This window comes from Methanomethylovorans sp. (genome assembly GCF_041305605.1).
GTDB lineage: Archaea > Halobacteriota > Methanosarcinia > Methanosarcinales > Methanosarcinaceae > Methanomethylovorans.
The window spans coordinates 1-16,602 of sequence record NZ_JBFYLB010000174.1 but is presented as its reverse complement, the minus strand read 5'-3'; the positions used below and the strand labels follow the sequence as shown (position 1 = coordinate 16,602).

Genomic DNA, 16,602 nt, shown 5'->3' with positions numbered 1-16,602 from the left:
CGATGGTCGCCAGTTTTTTTGGCATGAACGTACATGTCCCTTTCCAGAGCAATCCACATGCTTTTATGATAATATTTATGATGTCAACATTGTTCTCTGTGATATTATCAGTATTTATGGTCAGAAAGGAACTATTCTAAAAAATACAAATGTACCCGAATGCCACAACTGGCTAAAACTAAGTATCCCATTGTAGATCTATATCTTTTCGATGATGTAAAGTGCACACCATCGAAAGATCATATTTCATCACAAGATGGTGTATTGATCAGCAATATGCTACTTTTGAGGGAGCATCTTCCATTACTACCTTTGTAATGTCCAGAAGGATCAGCATTCTGTCTTCCAGCTTACCAACACCTTTTAAATAGTTAGCATTGATCTTGCCGGAGATTAGATCAGGTACTGGCTCCACCGTGGATGAGGACAATCTCATGACCTCACTTACAGAGTCCACAACCATACCAACAACATTTTCATCGACTTCCGCTACTATGATGCGCGAGTTATCATCGTGTTCCTTTTGCTGCATACCGAATCTTGTATCAAGGTTAATGACCGTTATGATCTTGCCCCTTAAGTTGATGACACCTTTAACATAATCAGGGGAATGAGGAATACGTGTGATGTCAGGTATTCGGATTATCTCCTGCACCTGCATGATATCAAGTCCAAACTCTTCTTCAGCCAGCTGGAATACCACAAGTTGCAACAGTTCTTCAGAACGTGTTTCTTTTTTCAGTCCTGTTTCTTTTTTTAGTGCTAATTCTGCCATGAAGATACCTCGAAAGATATAGAATGTTATTATAATAATAAAATGTATATAAACATTCTTATGAAAGTTTCTTCTTATTGAGAGCACATAAAGAAAATGGACCTAGTCTTAAAATTAGTATAAAGTTTAAACCGACTGTCCGGAGAATAGATAAGATAAGCAATGGTGGCACCATGAAAAAATAATATAACATGGGCCATATTACTTTACAAAAAACTCCTAAATAAGCTTCAGTTCAAAGCCTACAACAGGCTGCCCCAATCCAAAATTAACCAACACCTGCGGATAAAGTTCACCTATGACACCTATCTTACTTCCGTTGACAAGGATATCAGCACATCTGCCATTAATGAATGCAGGATCCTCTGATCTCACAACCTCATACAGCATCTGTTTTTCTCGCATGAGAGCATCAACCAATTCTCTTACTTCAGTGAAATTTGCAGTGGCATGTATAGATACTGCCGCAAGGTGCAGACCGTTTTTCCCATTGACCACAACCTCACCTACTTCAAATATACGTTGAGGCAGCTCCCTGTGCTGGTTAAGAGATAGTATTTCCATCAGGTTAGGCAAAAGTGTAGTCCGCACCATTGTCTGATCTTCGCTGATGGGATGCATGACACAAGTGACATCATCGGTCACGGGACGGCACATCCATTCAAAGTGAACTTTTTCGCTGGTAAGTGTAAATGGCATCACTTCAGAATATCCAAGACCTACCATAATGCTTCTTACGTGGCCACGCTCCAGTGAAACAGGGTGCTGAGTCCCGATCGTAGCATTCATAGGGAAGATAGGCTTTATGTTCTTATATCCGTAGGCTATGGCTATGTCCTCTATAAGGTCCGAGTTGTCCAGAATATCGGCCCTGTAACCCGGAACCTGAACTTCCACACTGCCGTCCCCCACCATCTTTGCACCAAACCGCATACGTTCAAGCATTTCAGCTATCTCCTCAGGAGAAAGCTCGATACCTGATAGATCCAATACTTCCTCTGAAGTGAGCTTACGTATTTCAGGAGCCATATCAGGTGTCATATTCTCCGTACCATCTGCATTGATGATGCGTACGAACTCCACCTGGCCACCCCTCTCTGCAAGAGCAGTTGTGACTATGATAAGAGCTGTGTATACAGCATCACTAAGACCTGTGACGTCAATAAAGAGATCTGTAGTGCCCTCGTGCACCCGTGTAAGAGTACCGTTTATGATAGGCGGGAAAGAAAGTACATTACCATTGGCATCTGTGATAAGTGGATATTTAGACAGACCTTCTACAAGATGGGCAAACTTCACTCCTTTTGGATGCTGCTCAAGTATTTCCCGCATGGACAAAGGCTCTGTGAAGTCCAGAGGCACGAAAGCGAAATCCGGATCTACCGCCTGGTATTTGAAAGGTGGTTCGATATAGGCCATATCGTGTACACCGATGGAAACTTTCTTACGGTTACGGCCGATAGCCCAGTGAAGGTCTTCCTGCAGGTCCATAAGAGATTTTATTGATGAGGAAGTGAACTTCACACCTCTTACTATGGCACATCCCAGAACAGGCCTTACCTTATCTATTGCAGCATCTTTGTAGATCTCAACACTATAAGGTTTGACCTCGTACTCGCAAAGTCCTTTCTCAATCCCAAGGAAGCCGCGCATGGCCCTTGCGGCACCCTCCACACTGTAGAGGTCCGGCCGGCTTGGGAAAAACTCAATGTCAACGTGATCATCTTCTACACGTTCGACATCCGCACCAATCATTGGAATGCGGCTGACAATGGTTTTCCTATCGGCACCTGTAAGCTTTTCAAGGTCATTGTAATCTAGGGTGATAACTGGCATGGAATGTAGCCTCTTATGTATTGAAGGACTGAATGCTACCTGAACATGAACCATCTGAGATTTAATATTTTTGTTCAGCCCATGCCTGAGATACTTCACAGCATGATTGATACAAGAACCGTGAGCTTACCCAGATTGTTGCCAAAAAAGACCACGCTGAACCAGATGATAGGTTCTACTGCTGCCAGGAGATAAAAAGCATAGTTATTCATTGATTTTCTTACTTTTTTAGTATAGCCGAATGCATAGAACATGACAGGTACAAAGCTCAAAGAGAGGAGAGGAAGAACATGGACGAAAACTGAAAAAACCAACAGTGCAATGGATGCAATGTTAAGACATTTCAGCAATCCGAATTCCCTGTGGTTGCCCATCACTACCGGGATAGTGAGAAGACCGTTCTTTCTGTCACCTTCTACATCTCTCACGTCGAATAATATCTGGATGGCGACCATTCTTGTAAATACAAACCCTGCCATGATCAAAGCTGCCACAGTGATGGGAATGGAGTAGTAGAAGAAAAAGAACAGGACAAGCAAAGCCCAAACAGCTGAAACGAAGAAGTTCTTAAAAGCAATTATCTTTTTTGTAAGTTTCTTGAAGTAGGAACTGTAAAGAAGCCCAAGTACAAGCACAACAAACCCCAGAAGCATTGTTATACTGTTGCTGAAGTGCATGAAAAGCATTGTAAGAATAGCGAATGATCCTGCAACAACGATATATGCTTTCTTGTTACCAGAAAGGTACTTCGCCCTTGCGGAATTGGTTAGCAGATCATCATCTGCACCCCGTGTATAGTCATAAAGGTAGATAGGATAGAATATCAGATAGGTCACAAGCAGAAGGTCCGATCCGATCGGTAACCCAAATATAAGAGAGCACATTGCCATCACGCAGACAGCACCAAGAGCAAAAAGATGACCTCCAAATATGAACTCCTTCCAGAAAGAGATAAGCATTTTTTCTATATCTATGCTAACATTATTGTTTGCTGATACATACTTGAACATGGAAACCATGATTTAGACAGGGAGTGGACATGGTTGTAAGTATTATGAACATAAAATTATAATTTAGACTGAAAATATGTGCGAATAATTGATTTCTTGTTCAAAATAAAAATTATGTTCATAAAAACATGTTCCTGACAAAGTCCGCATTAGAGACCGAATAGATAGAAAACAACATCAATAGCCAGATAAGCATGGGAATTAGTAAATTTATAAATACGATATAATAATTATGTGTGTTCACATGAATACTTATACTGTTGTGTAAAATGATGGCTTATCTGCATGCTTTTTACACAAGATAAAAGCCATAAAATAAAAGGCTATTTATAAAACATTAGTGGGCGCCACACATATCGATAATAGAAAGCACCTTGATGAACATCTACATAAATAATATGGCATAAATATTATATTATTACTTAAAAATATGTTCACAAATATAGCACATTAAAAATTAAACATATATGAATGGATTTGAGATGGAGCTCAAAGAAGAACAAAAAATAGTCTTTAAAATTACAATAATTGATTTGATCTACGCAAAGTTAAAGTAACTTAAAAAGATGAATTAAAAAGCAAAAGGATTGTCAAATAAATTGAATTTAAAAAAAGATGTTTTTATTGATAAAAAGGAAATGTGATGTGGACAGTGGTACCTACATGTTCCTCGCTTTCGATCCATATCTGTCCACCATGGGCATCAATAATGGTCTTACAGATATAAAGACCCAAACCTGTGCCACCATATCTTCTGGTCATCGAACCATCTATCTGATAGAATTTCTTGAATATCTCACCTAACTGTGCCTGGGATATACCAATACCAGTATCTTTGACTTGCATGTGAAGGCGACCTTCCTCCCTCTTAACGTTTATGAAAAGACTTCCACCCGCCGCTGTAAACTTAATAGAGTTCTCAATTATGTGTAACAACACCTGAGGCATATAGTCCTGATCAGCCCTGATCATGGGTTCATATGATGAAACATGACACTCCACATTAATACGGGATTGTTTTATCTGTGAATCCAATGAATACAATGCCTGGTCCACAAGTTCCTTCAGGCTGACAGGATCGAACTTATATTTTGCCTTCCCTGCATTCACAATGTTCAAGAAGAGCAGGGAATCTATGAGCCTTTTAAGGCGTGCTGAATTGCGTACAATCGCACCCATAGCCTTTTTCTGCTTCTCATTAAGGGAACCCAGTACCCCTTCATCAAGAAGCTCACTATAACCTTTGATACTGATAAGTGGGGTCTTGAGCTCATGACTGAGATTTGAAAGGAATTCATCCTTCATTTTATCCATGGATTTTAACTCTTCATAGGCTTTTGCAAGTTCCACCTCTTTCTTTTTACGCTCAGTGATGTCCTCTCCGGAACTGATAGTGCCCATAATACGGCCAATTTCATCCCTAAGCACTACATCATGCCAGAGAATGAGCCTTTCTTCTCCGGCCCGAGTTTGCACATAATTCTCCATAAAGGAAGGTGGTATCATTTCACCTGCAATGATCTTCTTAAAACTCTCTTTTGTTATATTGCGTACCCGGTCAGGAACGAAAGTATCGAACCAGTTCCTGCCGAGAACCTCATTCTCAGCATATCCAAGAACTTCACAGGCCTTCCTGTTAACCAGCACGATCTTCATGTCTGTATTAACCACACCAATAAGAGATCCTGCCACATCGAGATACTGATGAGCTTTGTTCCGTTCTTTAATTACAAGTTCTTCAGCCTGCTTAAGGTTAGATATATCATAAACTATTGCCTGCATACAAGCAGGATCATCATCTGCGGAACATGTATTATGGAGATGGATATTGACCCATTTAACACGGCCGTCTATGCGCACGATACGATAGCTATGCTCACCGGAATATCCGGATATGCGCATGGCTTTTTCAGCATGTCGACTGAAAGAGGAGAGGTCATCCGGATGCAACAAATGTGCCCAATTAACTCTTCCGGAAAGGAAATCTTCATTTTCGTAGCCTGTTATGCGTTGTACGGCACCTGCAATGAAATGTATATTGCAATAGGGATCCGCCTGAAGAAGTATCCCTTTAAAATTCTGCACAAAGGAAGTGTACTTTTCTTCCATTCTGCGAACTTGCTCATCCAAACATCTTGAATTCGAACTATCTTCAAGGATCATCAACAGGCTTACTGTGTCCTCTTCTGTTACTTTCAGAGGATATACCTTCCAGCAATACGAATATTCACCATCAAGTGTAATAAGAGAGCATTCGAGATCCATGGGAGAAGATGAAGTGTCCGACAAAAAAGAATAGCATTTTTCTCTTACATCATCGCGCACTTCTTCTGGAACAAAAGCCTCAAACCAATCCATACCTTTGATCTCTGTTCCTTTGCAAACCAATATTGCAGATGTTCTTGTACTCACGCGTTGAATACGCATATCTTTATCCAGTACAACCATCATGGCACCCATAGTTTCAAAACAAAATGCTGCCATTGAGGATTCACCATTTTCAAGATCTTGAACCAATCTGCGCAACATATCTGCATTTAATGCAGAATGTGTAGATTTTGCACTTTGGGGATCAAAACACTTGTTTCCAGTGATCATGATAACAACAGAATTACTCTTGAAAGGGATTAGAATAAACAATTAAATGTATAATCATATCTTATATATATCTTTCTGCATAGATTTTGTAGCTGCTATCTATTTTCCGAATCTATGCCGTACTCTTCGGCATATAAATGAATGCGATATTAGCGGAGAAACAATAGAAATTACATTCGATTGTGACTGTAACTCCTTACAAGATCTGACTTAATAAGACGAGGTAAGTATCGAAATTTAATCAATTGTGTAACAATAACTATATATAACGACAAATCATCTATAAAAGTAATATAATAGTATTTAAATATAATATTGTAATAACGATTGGTGGAAAAATGAGCGAGAATTCCAGTGTGAACGATGAAGACAAGAAAGCGGACCTGGAAAGTGAATATGAAAATAACGAACATGAAATAGTTAAGGAGGTGACTACAAAACAAGTTATGGATGAGCTTGGCATGTTACAGCAAAAAGATACAAAAATATTAGAAAAGAAAAATGATATTGAAGATGATAAAAAAGAAACTGACGCCCCGGATATCCCCATCTATCGTCCAAGAGTAAAAGCCCAAAGCAGCGAGCCACAAATATATCAAAGCCTGTTATCAAGAAAAGAAAATATACCTAAGATCAATGAAGATATTGGACCAGAAAGAAAAACAGAACAAAATGAAGCAGTATCAAAGATATTTAAAACCGGTGAAAGTGCAGAGTCTTTGCTCAGAGATATTGAAATACTGGTACCACGTTCCCCTAAATTTGGAATGCCACGGAATATTGAAGAGAGCACACAAGGCAAAGTAGACAATAAGTATAAAAAAGAAAGCTCTGACCTTCCAAATATTGAAAATAAAATGCCTCTCATAGAGCAGAGCCCAACGATATCATTTGAGACTACCACCGTTTTACAAGAAATCACAGATGGGCCAGGTACCCTCCTGGCAGAGATGGACACTGAAAAGATACCAGTGCCAGAAGAAACTATAAAGATATCAATAATAACCAATGAAAAGGAAACACAACCAGATAACACACTTGTAGCTGATACCGGAAGTGAGATCACCGAAAAAACAGTTGCAAGCGAATGTAAGTTATCTGAAGAAGATTTGAAAAAAAAGCCATCGGTCATAGAGAAGATTCGCAGTCTGTTCCAGCAGGAAGAACAGGAGATCGAGAAATACGATCCTATTATACACGGCCAAATATCACATTTTAATGGATTGGCAGGTTATGAAGAAGTGGAACGTTACTGGGTCAGTGAACCTTATACTTTCGTAGCTATCCTGTTCAATCCTGAGCGGAACAATCATCTATACTATGTAGTGGAACCCGAACTGACCGATTTTGAACAAATTTTCCTTACTGAAATCAAAGATCGACTCCGAGATGTACTGCTTGTGGAAAAAGTAAAAGAAAATGGAGAGAAGGAAAAAATACTGGACATGAAGATCGCCTCCATCGTAAAAGATTACGCGATCGAAGTTACACCTGCGATGCTGGCAAAGATCTCCTACTATATAAAAAGAGACTTTATATGGTTCAATAAGATCGACCCACTTATGCATGATGATTCCATAGAAGATGTTTCAGGTAACGGACATGATGTGCCCATCTTCCTGTACCATCGAAAACACACTAACATTGCAACAAATGTTGTGTTTCATGAAGAAGAACTTAACTCATTCATAATCCAGCTTGCACAGAGAAGCGGGAAACACATATCTGTGGCAGAACCCATGGTTGATGCCACTATGCCTGACGGATCCAGGATCCAGATGACCCTTGGAACATGTGTCACTGCACATGGCAGTACTTTTACCATACGTAAGTTCAGTGAAGTTCCGATCACCCCTGTGGATCTTATAAAATGGGGTACATTCTCAGCTGAATCTATGGCTTATCTTTGGCTGTGCATTGAAAATAATAAGAGCCTGATCTATGCAGGAGGTACCGCATCAGGTAAAACGTCATCTCTTAACGCTGTCTCCCTGTTCATTCCTGAGAAAGCAAAGATAATCACCCTGGAAGATACACGGGAACTGAAATTACCCCACCCTAACTGGATACCTAGTGTGACCAGGGATTCTTTCACTGCAGATGAACGTGGAGCTGTGGATATGTATGACTTGCTTAAGGCTGCCTTAAGACAAAGACCGGAATACTTGCTTGTAGGTGAAGTGAGAGGAAAGGAAGCACTCACACTTTTCCAGGCCATGTCAACCGGACACACAACTTTCTCCACGATGCATGCAGATTCGGTAGCATCTGCTATTCACAGACTTGAGAATCCACCTATCAGTGTACCTCGTACTATGATCCAGGCATTGGATATAATGAGCATCCAATCCCAGACTTACACTAAAGGTAAACGTGTAAGAAGAAATATCAAGCTGGTAGAGATCACTGATATTGATCCTAATACCAGGAACATCCGAACTAACGATATTTTTGCATGGGATTCCGAAAGGGACGTGTTCATGAGGACAGGAGAATCCAAAGCTCTTATGGACATAAGGCTGCGCAGGGGATGGACAAGTTCAAAGGTAGACCAGGAACTACGCAACAGAAAAAGAATACTGGAATACATGGTTAAAAATAATTACACTGGATTCAAAGAGATATCTGACACCATCAATGCATACCAATCTACACCTGAAAAGCTCCTGAAGAAACTGAACCTTGAATGAATATCACAGGTCGGATCATGAATAACGAGAACGGTGAGATCGATACGGCCAATATGAATGAAAAACAGGCATCTGAACCTACAGATGAGCAGAGCTTGCTGAAAGAAGAGCAGGCTGTGGAAAAACCTGAGACCAACACTGGACCAATATCCCGGAAAAAGAGAGAGAGAGATCCAAAAGCACGAATAAAAGATATTATTACTTCTTTCTCGTCACGGGGAAAAAATGTAAACAGCCCTCATGGATCATCGATGGAACATAAGTTCATCTCTTATTTGAACATACTTAAGAAGATACCTTTTGTGATCCTTGGAGACAAGATAAAGGAGAAAAAGGGAAGTTATGCCAACCTGCAGGTCCAGCTTAAACAAGCCCGCATACCCATATCATATGAGATGTATATCTCCAATGCTATTTTCTACTCTCTTTTGTGTGGTATTGCAGGTGCCATCCTGGGATTGCTTGTGGCTTACACTGTTGTATCGGTGATCGGACTTCCATCACAAATAACACAACTTACCTTCAGTTCATCCACTGCCTGGTTATTACAATTCAAGGAATTGTTCATTGCCCTTTTAATAATAGTATTTTCCACTATTTTCCTGGGTGGAGTAACGTATGCTTTGTTCATGATGTACCCCGGCTTTCAGGCAAGTGAGAGAAAGGGAAAGATCAACCGACAACTGCCATACGCTGTGACCTTTATGTATGCTATGAGCAAGGGAGGCATGAATATCATTGATGTGTTCAAAGCCCTTGCAAAGTCGGTGAATACATACGGTGAGGTCTCACTGGAAGTGGATGCAATTGTGAGGGATATGGACTATTTCGGCCATGATCTGAGAACAGCACTGTCAAATGCGTGTGCGATCACACCTTCCGACCGTTTCCAGGACCTTATGTATAACCTGCTTACAGTGATCGATAGTGGTGGAAGTATACCTAAATATTTTCAGGACAAGTCCGAAAACTACCTGCAGAAATCACAGACTGACCAGAAGGGATTTCTGGAAACGTTGGGATTACTGGCTGAGTCGTATGTAACTGCATTCGTGGCTGGTCCCCTGTTTATAATTATAATGGGTGTCATGATGGCGGTCATGGGGTCTGGTACGACCACTATGATATACGCTGTGATCTACGGAGTACTACCAGTGGGTTCAGTGATGTTCGTGGTCATGATCAGTATAATCACGCCCAGTGAGATGGGAGAACCTGAGCTCTTGCCTACGCGCATAGTATTAAATCATGGTATACCGCAGGTTCCCCAGGATCTGCAACAGCAATTCGATGAAAATGGAATGCTTATCGAAGAGAACGAAGAGAAAGTAAATCAAAGACAATACTTTGAGAATTTTAGTAGATCCAAAAAGCAACTCAATTTGAAGAACACATTAAAGAATCCTCTTGCACCTATGTTCGCTAAACCCCTCTTTTCTGCGGCAGCTACCATTCCCATTGCATTGCTGGTACTGATGATACCTTTCATCCTGAACATGCATAGTATCGTGACTCCTGCACAACTGGTGGATTTCATTGACGACAAACTTGTTCTTTCGCTTTTCATTGTACTGATCCCGCTGACCATATTCCATGAGATCAAGAATATGAAGAAGAAAAAGATAGAGAACAATTTCCCTGATATGCTCAAGAAGCTGGCAAGTACTAATGAAACCGGTATGACCCTGAGGGATTCCATACACCTGATGGCAAAATCAGATACAAACGCCCTTAGTAAGGAAACAAGGAAGATATGGAACGATATTACCTGGGGACTTGACATTAACGACTCTTTGATACGTTTCGCCAACAGGTTAAGAACACAGGTTATCACCCGATCCCTTTCGCTCATCACCAAGGCAAATGAGTCCAGCGGGGATATCGGTGAAGTGCTTATTGTTGCTGCGAGGGATGCGGCCTCAGAACAGGCCATGCGCCGTGAAAGAAGTATGAGCATGATGATCTATATCGTGATAATTTACATATCTTTCCTGGTGTTCGTAGGCGTGATATTCGTTATATCCACTACATTCCTCTCTGAAATGGCCGCAGCTGGTGAGAAAATGGCTGCTTCGGGATCTACCGGGGGCTTCCTGGGAAGTTTCGACCTGGATGCCTATACCCAGCTGTTCAAACACGCAGCCCTGATCCAGGGACTTAGCTCCGGACTGATGGCCGGAGCTATGGGAGAAGGAAGCGTAATGTCCGGGCTTAAGCATTCAATAATCATGATGACCATAGGTTTTATTATCTTCACACTGTTCATCTGACCATATCAACTTTTATGCATTGCACTAGTTGTAATAAGAAATGAGGATAGCAGGAATAGATGAAGCCGGAAAGGGACCTGTGATTGGTCCTATGTGCATAGGTGGAGTGCTTGCTGAGAAGGAAAAGCTGGATTCCCTGAAGAATCTGGGAGTAGCTGATTCCAAGAAACTCGCACCTAAGAAAAGAGAACACCTCGCACATCAGATCAGGAAATATGCACAAAAGGTCTACATTTTTGAAGTATCTTCCTCGCAGATAGATGAGCTGCGTAAGGTCATGAGCATGAACCAGATAATGGTCCTGGGATTTTCCAGAGTGCTTGAAGAATTGCAGCCCGATATGGTCTATGTCGATGCTGCGGACGTGAATGCAGCGAGGTTCGGGGCAAACCTGAAAACACAGTATGCACAGAAGTACCCTGAAAAGGCCAAAGAGCTGTCTGTGGTTTCCGAACACCAGGCCGATGCTACTTATCCTGTAGTATCAGCAGCTTCCATTGTGGCTAAGGTAAGAAGGGATGAACTGATAAAAGAGCTGGAAAAGAAAATTGGCATTGATATTGGGAGCGGTTATCCTTCTGATCCGAAAACACAGCGGTTTCTGGAGAACTGGAGCAGGGAACATGGTACCCTGCCGGAGTTTGTCAGGCATTCCTGGAAGACCGCTGAGAACGTACTAAAAGGAAAATAAGTTCAGGCAGAACCTGTTATGTAGTCTGCCATGGACTGGAATACTTTAAGCCCGTCCTTTGAACCGAGGATATCCTCTGAAGCTCTTTCAGGATGTGGCATCATGCCCAGTACATTACGGGAAGTACTGACAATGCCTGCGATGTTCTCCTGTGACCCGTTAGGATTGACCTCATCAGTAACATAGCCTTCTGCATTTACATATCTGAAAACTACAAGGTCATCGTTTTCCAGCTGAGCCAGAGTCGTTTCATTGGCATAGAAATTGCCTTCCTTATGTGCTATAGGGATACTCACCACTTCACCTTTCCTGAACCTGGAGGTGAAAGGTGTTCCTGTGCTCTCCACACGCAGACAGGTAGGCTGACATCTGAACTTGGGGTACATGTTGGTTGTCAGAGCACCTGCAAGCAGACCAGATTCGGTCAATACCTGGAAGCCATTGCATATACCGAGAACGGGTTTTCCCTCTGCAGCCAGTTTCTTCACCGACTCCATTATGGGAGTGCGGGCTGCTATGGCACCGGCCCTGAGGTAATCGCCGTAAGAGAATCCGCCGGGAATCACCACACCTTCAAAATCTGAGAGGCTTTCTTCCTTGTACCATACAAGTCTTGCATCCAGGCCTACAACATCTTTCAGGACGTGGAACACATCCTGGTCACAGTTACTGCCGCCGAACTGGACAATGGCAATGGTCATCAGATTTCCCTCAAATTGATAGTATAATTATGTATTATTGGATTTGCAATGAGCTTCTGGCACATTTGTTCCACATTCTCTCTTGCATCATGGATGTTGTTTGACTCGAGGATGATGGTATATTTCTTTGCAGTCTTCACACTTTCCGGGGTGTATCCCAAGTGTTCCAGTGCTCTTTTAATAGTAGTACCTTCCGGGTCAAGCATACCGGATTTTAATTCGATGATCACATCAGCTTCATATCTCATTGTATATCCTCAGTTGGATTAGTTGCTATAGTATAACAGACTACGCAATTAAAAATAACGCTTTATGGTCCGGGCCTAAGAGAGCGTTCTGCCTGTATCAGCCTCTGCAAAGAAGTGATGTGAGTAAGAATAACTATCAAAGCTATCGCCGGCAGTAAATAACCTGTGAACGCACCCAGTACCAGCAGGATCATCCTCTCCGGCCTTTCGGCAAAGCCGATGTCCATGGATCTGGCACCTGCCGCCTCGGAACGCGCCCTCGTATAACTGACAAGATAAGAACCAATAAGGGCAAGGGAACACCAGAGCCAATCCGGGACCATGAACAGTGGATATGACATGATCTGCCCGCTGAGCAGACCATAAATGATGCCAACAAAGATAATAGCATCCGCATAGCGATCACATACGGAGTCCAGCACAGCTCCAAAGGCTGTCATCCTGTTAGAAGCTCGGGCCACTGCGCCGTCAAGTACATCAAAAACACCGCTGACAAGGATGAACACGCCGCCCAGCACCACATAGCCTCTGGCAAAGATCATTGCTGTTACAATGCTTACAGCAAGACCTATGACAGTAAGCATGTTAGGAGAAACTGGTATTCCTTTGGCCAGAGGTAATATAGACATTCTGATGGTACTTTTTAACTTGTTGAAAATGATGCATCCCTCACTATCTCATGCAATTTTGACAATAATATTATTTTAGTTGTCGGTTATGATCAGAAACAAACAACTGTGTAAAACTGCGCTATGATGATTATGAGAAGTATTATACAGTAGAGAATAGAAAACATTAAATATGAATTTGAGTGATTTTTACCTGATGCTGGAAGAAGGTGGTGGTACATCCATCCAGGGTCTAGTTGATCAACCGCCCAGCAAGAGGTAACAAAAATGAGACCTGAGCGTAATATGGTGGTTTGCGAGAACGGCAATATAGTAATGAAGAAGATCGCTTTGTCCTATAGAAAAGAGAATGGAGAAGAAATCTTTTTACTGGACACAGAAACAGTGGCGGAGGAAAAGCCAAAATGCCGGACCACCGATGAGCTTTACAAGCGCATAGAAGAGAATTTCATCAACATCGGATTGCTTAGAAAGGTCGATATGTCCTCCATGAGCGATGAGATGATACGGGAACTTATAATGAAGAAGCATGAAAAAGAAGAAAAGTTCCTTAATGCCGGTGCAGAGAGAGGATACAAACTCGCAGACGACATAGATCCTGATGACATCCTAAGGTTCTATATTGCATTAACTCCCGAGGAAAGGATGCAGTTTAACTGTAATCCCTGATCCTGAAACTTTTTCCGACAGGGCCTTCGATGCCTGGAGACCAGATGCGATAGGTTATTAGCAAGGAACCGCATTTATCCTGCTGATCCGACAGAGAATTAGCAGGAACAGAAAAATGTGCGGTATTACTGGTTTTTTAAACAGAGAGAACGCTGCTGAACTTACGCTCAGGGCTTTGCATATACTGGTTGATCGCGGAAAGGACGGGGCAGGAACTGCAGGGAACGAGTGGGTGGAATATGCGGATGTTCCTGAGAACCTGGCCCTCCCGCGTGATATCAATATTATAGGCCATACCCTGCATTCCATGGTGAATTTTACCAGGCAGCCGCTTGTTTATGAAGGACGCTTCGCATCCAATTGTGAGATCTACAACTGGAAGGAACTGGCAGAAACCTTTCGGATCGATGCTTCCAATGATTCGGATATGCTTGTGAGGCTCATAGAGCAAAGGCTGCATGATGACAATGTGAATACCTCTGACCCCACAGCAGTGATGCAAAATATCAGTGGCACTCTGGACATGCTCAGGGGTGTGTACGCATTTGTGTACTGGCAGGAAGGCGTAGTTTATATTGCCAGGGATATCATCGGCCTGAAACCCCTCTGGTACAGCCTTTCAGAGGGCTTTGCTTTCACCTCGGAGAAAAAGGCACTGAAGGCTACAGGCTATACGGACATAAAAGAACTCAACCCCAGGGAGATCCTGGCCTATGGCATCCAAAGTGGAACAGTTGATCGTTACACCCGGAATTTCTTCTCTATATCGCCACAGCATGAAGGCACTTTTGAGCAAATGACAGAACAAGTGCAGCAGTTGCTTGAAAATGCTGTCAACATCCGTTTTCCGGACGAACCCTTTGGGATACTGTTCTCCGGCGGCCTGGATTCCACCATCCTGGCTTACATGTGCAAAAAACTTGGAAAAATTCCCGGAAAGGACTTCAAATGCTACAGTGCGGGTCTGAAAGACGTGCAGGAGCCTCCGGATATAGAATATGCAAAGAAGGTGGCGGAATCCCTGGGACTTGAGCTTGTGGTGTATCAGATCGACCTGGAACAGGTTGAAGAGTACCTCAAGACGGTGGTGCCCCTGGTGGAGGATACGAATGTTCCTAAGGTCGGGGTGGCGCTTACCATGTATACTGCCTGCAAGGCTGCAAAGGAGGACGGTATGCGCGTCATGTTCTCCGGTTCAGGGGCAGATGAGCTGTTCGCAGGATACGACAGGCATAAGCGTTCCACGGATATCAGCAGGGATTGTTATGCCGATATTCTGAAGATCTACGAGAAGAACACCTACAGGGACGATGTTGTGTCCATGTACAACAACATCGAGATGCGGGTGCCGTACCTGGATAAGAGGTTCGTGGAGTACGGGCTGAAGATACCACCGGAATTCAAGATCAATGGGGAAGAGAACAAGCTTATCCTGCGCAGGGTAGGTGAAAGGCTTGGTATACCTGCAGAGTTCACCCGCAGGAAAAAACAGGCTGCCCAGTATGGCAGCAGGTTCGATAAGGCCATCGACAAGCTTACCAGAAGAACAGGGTATGACACCAAGACCGGTTACCTGAAACAGTTCTATGAATATCCGAACCTTAAATTGGGAGTGTTGTTCAGTTCAGGCAAGGACAGCAATTATGCCATGTACATCATGCAGCAGCAGAACTATGCCATTGAGTGCCTGATCACCATAAAGAGCATCAATCCTGATTCTTACATGTTCCACACACCCAATATCGGCCTGGCGCAATTGCAGGCAGAGTCCATGGGAATCCCTCTCATAGAGCAGATCACGCAAGGCGAGAAGGAAACCGAACTGGAAGACCTGAAGAAAGCCATCCTGCGTGCTAAGCAGGAATTTGGCATCGAGGGAGTTGTCACGGGCGCTTTGTACTCCAATTACCAGAGGGAGCGGATCGAGAGGATATGCGATGAACTTGGCCTTAAGGTATTCTCACCCCTGTGGCATATTGATCAGGAAAAAGAGATGAAGCAATTGCTTGCCCTGGGCTTCAGGTTCATTTTCAGCAGCGTGGCAGCCTACGGCCTGAACAGTAAATGGGTTGGGCGCATCATTACGGAAAACGACATAGCACGCCTTGTGAAGCTCAACGAGAAGATCGGCCTCAACGTTGCCGGTGAAGGCGGCGAGTTCGAAAGCTTCGTAATAGATGCACCCATGTACAAAAAGAAGATCGAGATCCGCGAATTTGAGGTCATCGAGCTTGACGAGTACACGGCTAAGGTCGCTATAACGGATGCTGTGCTGGTGGATAAGACAGAGGAATGAATTCAATTGAATTCACTTCTCTTTTTCCCGCAACATTCGACCTTTTTCCGTAAGTTTATATTTCTGCTTGCCGCTACGGGGTTTATCTGGAATAGTCATTTCAATTAGACCATTTTCCAGAGCAGGCATAAGATATTTCTTTCTGAAATGTTCATTGTCTTTTAATTTCATGACATTCTGCAGTTCTTG

The 16,602-nt window shown here is 42.8% G+C and carries 14 protein-coding genes; 6 read left to right on the top strand and 8 right to left on the bottom strand.

Annotation, left to right across the window (positions count from 1 at the left end; all coding sequences use genetic code 11):
- Positions 1 to 2: 2 nt before the first annotated feature.
- Positions 3 to 140 (top strand): CorA family divalent cation transporter, encoded by a 138-nt coding sequence (locus ACCM36_RS11195; protein WP_370573849.1) that lies wholly within the window; start codon positions 3 to 5, stop codon positions 138 to 140.
- Between the two features lie 128 nt (positions 141 to 268).
- Here ACCM36_RS11195 and ACCM36_RS11190 read toward each other — a convergent pair whose 3' ends face one another.
- The 4 genes from ACCM36_RS11190 to ACCM36_RS11175 form a co-directional block, all read right to left on the bottom strand.
- The gene (locus ACCM36_RS11190) at positions 269 to 775 is read right to left on the bottom strand and encodes a chemotaxis protein CheW (protein ID WP_370573847.1); all 507 of its coding nucleotides are present in this window, start codon (positions 773 to 775) and stop codon (positions 269 to 271) included.
- Positions 776 to 994: 219 nt separating this feature from the next.
- Positions 995 to 2,611 carry a phenylalanine--tRNA ligase subunit beta gene (gene pheT, locus ACCM36_RS11185; protein WP_370573846.1) on the bottom strand — a complete coding sequence of 539 codons (1,617 nt, stop codon included), beginning with the start codon at positions 2,609 to 2,611 and terminating at the stop codon, positions 995 to 997.
- Positions 2,612 to 2,706: 95 nt separating this feature from the next.
- Positions 2,707 to 3,630 carry a UbiA family prenyltransferase gene (locus ACCM36_RS11180; protein WP_370573845.1) on the bottom strand — a complete coding sequence of 308 codons (924 nt, stop codon included), beginning with the start codon at positions 3,628 to 3,630 and terminating at the stop codon, positions 2,707 to 2,709.
- Positions 3,631 to 4,242: 612 nt separating this feature from the next.
- A complete protein-coding gene (locus ACCM36_RS11175) occupies positions 4,243 to 6,105 on the bottom strand; it encodes a PAS domain S-box protein (RefSeq protein ID WP_370573844.1) in 1,863 nt (620 codons plus the stop codon).
- Positions 6,106 to 6,557: 452 nt separating this feature from the next.
- Between ACCM36_RS11175 and ACCM36_RS11170 the strand changes: the two genes are divergently transcribed.
- Genes ACCM36_RS11170 through rnhB form a run of 3 tightly spaced genes read left to right on the top strand, consistent with a single transcriptional unit; the run spans position 6,558 to position 11,870 of the window.
- Entirely contained in the window at positions 6,558 to 8,909 is a 2,352-nt protein-coding gene (locus ACCM36_RS11170; protein ID WP_370573843.1) for a type II/IV secretion system ATPase subunit, read from the top strand.
- 17 nt (positions 8,910 to 8,926) lie between these two features.
- Positions 8,927 to 11,179 carry a type II secretion system F family protein gene (locus tag ACCM36_RS11165; protein WP_370573842.1) on the top strand — a complete coding sequence of 751 codons (2,253 nt, stop codon included), beginning with the start codon at positions 8,927 to 8,929 and terminating at the stop codon, positions 11,177 to 11,179.
- A gap of 40 nt (positions 11,180 to 11,219) precedes the next feature.
- Positions 11,220 to 11,870, top strand: a complete 651-nt coding sequence (gene rnhB / locus ACCM36_RS11160) for a ribonuclease HII (protein ID WP_370573841.1) — start codon at positions 11,220 to 11,222, stop codon at positions 11,868 to 11,870.
- 2 nt (positions 11,871 to 11,872) lie between these two features.
- Here the strand turns inward: rnhB and purQ are convergent, their stop codons facing one another.
- The 3 genes from purQ to ACCM36_RS11145 form a co-directional block, all read right to left on the bottom strand.
- Positions 11,873 to 12,571, bottom strand: a complete 699-nt coding sequence (gene purQ / locus ACCM36_RS11155; protein ID WP_370573840.1) for a phosphoribosylformylglycinamidine synthase subunit PurQ — start codon at positions 12,569 to 12,571, stop codon at positions 11,873 to 11,875.
- The gene (gene purS / locus ACCM36_RS11150; protein WP_370573839.1) at positions 12,571 to 12,819 is read right to left on the bottom strand and encodes a phosphoribosylformylglycinamidine synthase subunit PurS; all 249 of its coding nucleotides are present in this window, start codon (positions 12,817 to 12,819) and stop codon (positions 12,571 to 12,573) included. The genes purQ and purS overlap by 1 nt, the downstream gene beginning before the upstream one ends.
- A 62-nt stretch (positions 12,820 to 12,881) precedes the next feature.
- On the bottom strand, positions 12,882 to 13,448 hold the full coding sequence (locus ACCM36_RS11145) for a CDP-alcohol phosphatidyltransferase family protein (RefSeq protein WP_370573838.1): 567 nt from the start codon (positions 13,446 to 13,448) through the stop codon (positions 12,882 to 12,884).
- A 267-nt stretch (positions 13,449 to 13,715) separates the two neighbouring features.
- On the opposite strand from ACCM36_RS11145, the gene ACCM36_RS11140 reads away from it, so the two are divergent.
- Positions 13,716 to 14,117, top strand: a complete 402-nt coding sequence (locus tag ACCM36_RS11140) for a hypothetical protein (RefSeq protein WP_370573837.1) — start codon at positions 13,716 to 13,718, stop codon at positions 14,115 to 14,117.
- Between the two features lie 115 nt (positions 14,118 to 14,232).
- Positions 14,233 to 16,413, top strand: coding sequence for a diphthine--ammonia ligase (locus ACCM36_RS11135; RefSeq protein WP_370573836.1), 2,181 nt, complete (start codon positions 14,233 to 14,235; stop codon positions 16,411 to 16,413).
- A 12-nt stretch (positions 16,414 to 16,425) separates the two neighbouring features.
- Here ACCM36_RS11135 and ACCM36_RS11130 read toward each other — a convergent pair whose 3' ends face one another.
- Positions 16,426 to 16,596, bottom strand: a complete 171-nt coding sequence (locus ACCM36_RS11130) for a Fic family protein (protein ID WP_370573848.1) — start codon at positions 16,594 to 16,596, stop codon at positions 16,426 to 16,428.
- Positions 16,597 to 16,602 lie beyond the last annotated feature (6 nt).

Excerpts from the sequence above, each read along its gene's own strand:
- ACCM36_RS11140 (WP_370573837.1), top strand. The coding sequence starts at position 13,716 with ATGAGACCTGAGCGTAATATGGTGGTTTGCGAGAACGGCAATATAGTA.
- ACCM36_RS11145 (WP_370573838.1), bottom strand. The coding sequence starts at position 13,448 with ATGTCTATATTACCTCTGGCCAAAGGAATACCAGTTTCTCCTAACATG.
- ACCM36_RS11190 (WP_370573847.1), bottom strand. The coding sequence starts at position 775 with ATGGCAGAATTAGCACTAAAAAAAGAAACAGGACTGAAAAAAGAAACA.
- ACCM36_RS11175 (WP_370573844.1), bottom strand. The coding sequence starts at position 6,105 with ATGGCAGCATTTTGTTTTGAAACTATGGGTGCCATGATGGTTGTACTG.
- rnhB (WP_370573841.1), top strand. The coding sequence starts at position 11,220 with ATGAGGATAGCAGGAATAGATGAAGCCGGAAAGGGACCTGTGATTGGT.
- ACCM36_RS11195 (WP_370573849.1), top strand. The coding sequence starts at position 3 with ATGGTCGCCAGTTTTTTTGGCATGAACGTACATGTCCCTTTCCAGAGC.
- ACCM36_RS11165 (WP_370573842.1), top strand. The coding sequence starts at position 8,927 with ATGAATAACGAGAACGGTGAGATCGATACGGCCAATATGAATGAAAAA.
- ACCM36_RS11180 (WP_370573845.1), bottom strand. The coding sequence starts at position 3,630 with ATGGTTTCCATGTTCAAGTATGTATCAGCAAACAATAATGTTAGCATA.
- pheT (WP_370573846.1), bottom strand. The coding sequence starts at position 2,611 with ATGCCAGTTATCACCCTAGATTACAATGACCTTGAAAAGCTTACAGGT.
- ACCM36_RS11135 (WP_370573836.1), top strand. The coding sequence starts at position 14,233 with ATGTGCGGTATTACTGGTTTTTTAAACAGAGAGAACGCTGCTGAACTT.
- purQ (WP_370573840.1), bottom strand. The coding sequence starts at position 12,571 with ATGACCATTGCCATTGTCCAGTTCGGCGGCAGTAACTGTGACCAGGAT.
- purS (WP_370573839.1), bottom strand. The coding sequence starts at position 12,819 with ATGAGATATGAAGCTGATGTGATCATCGAATTAAAATCCGGTATGCTT.
- ACCM36_RS11170 (WP_370573843.1), top strand. The coding sequence starts at position 6,558 with ATGAGCGAGAATTCCAGTGTGAACGATGAAGACAAGAAAGCGGACCTG.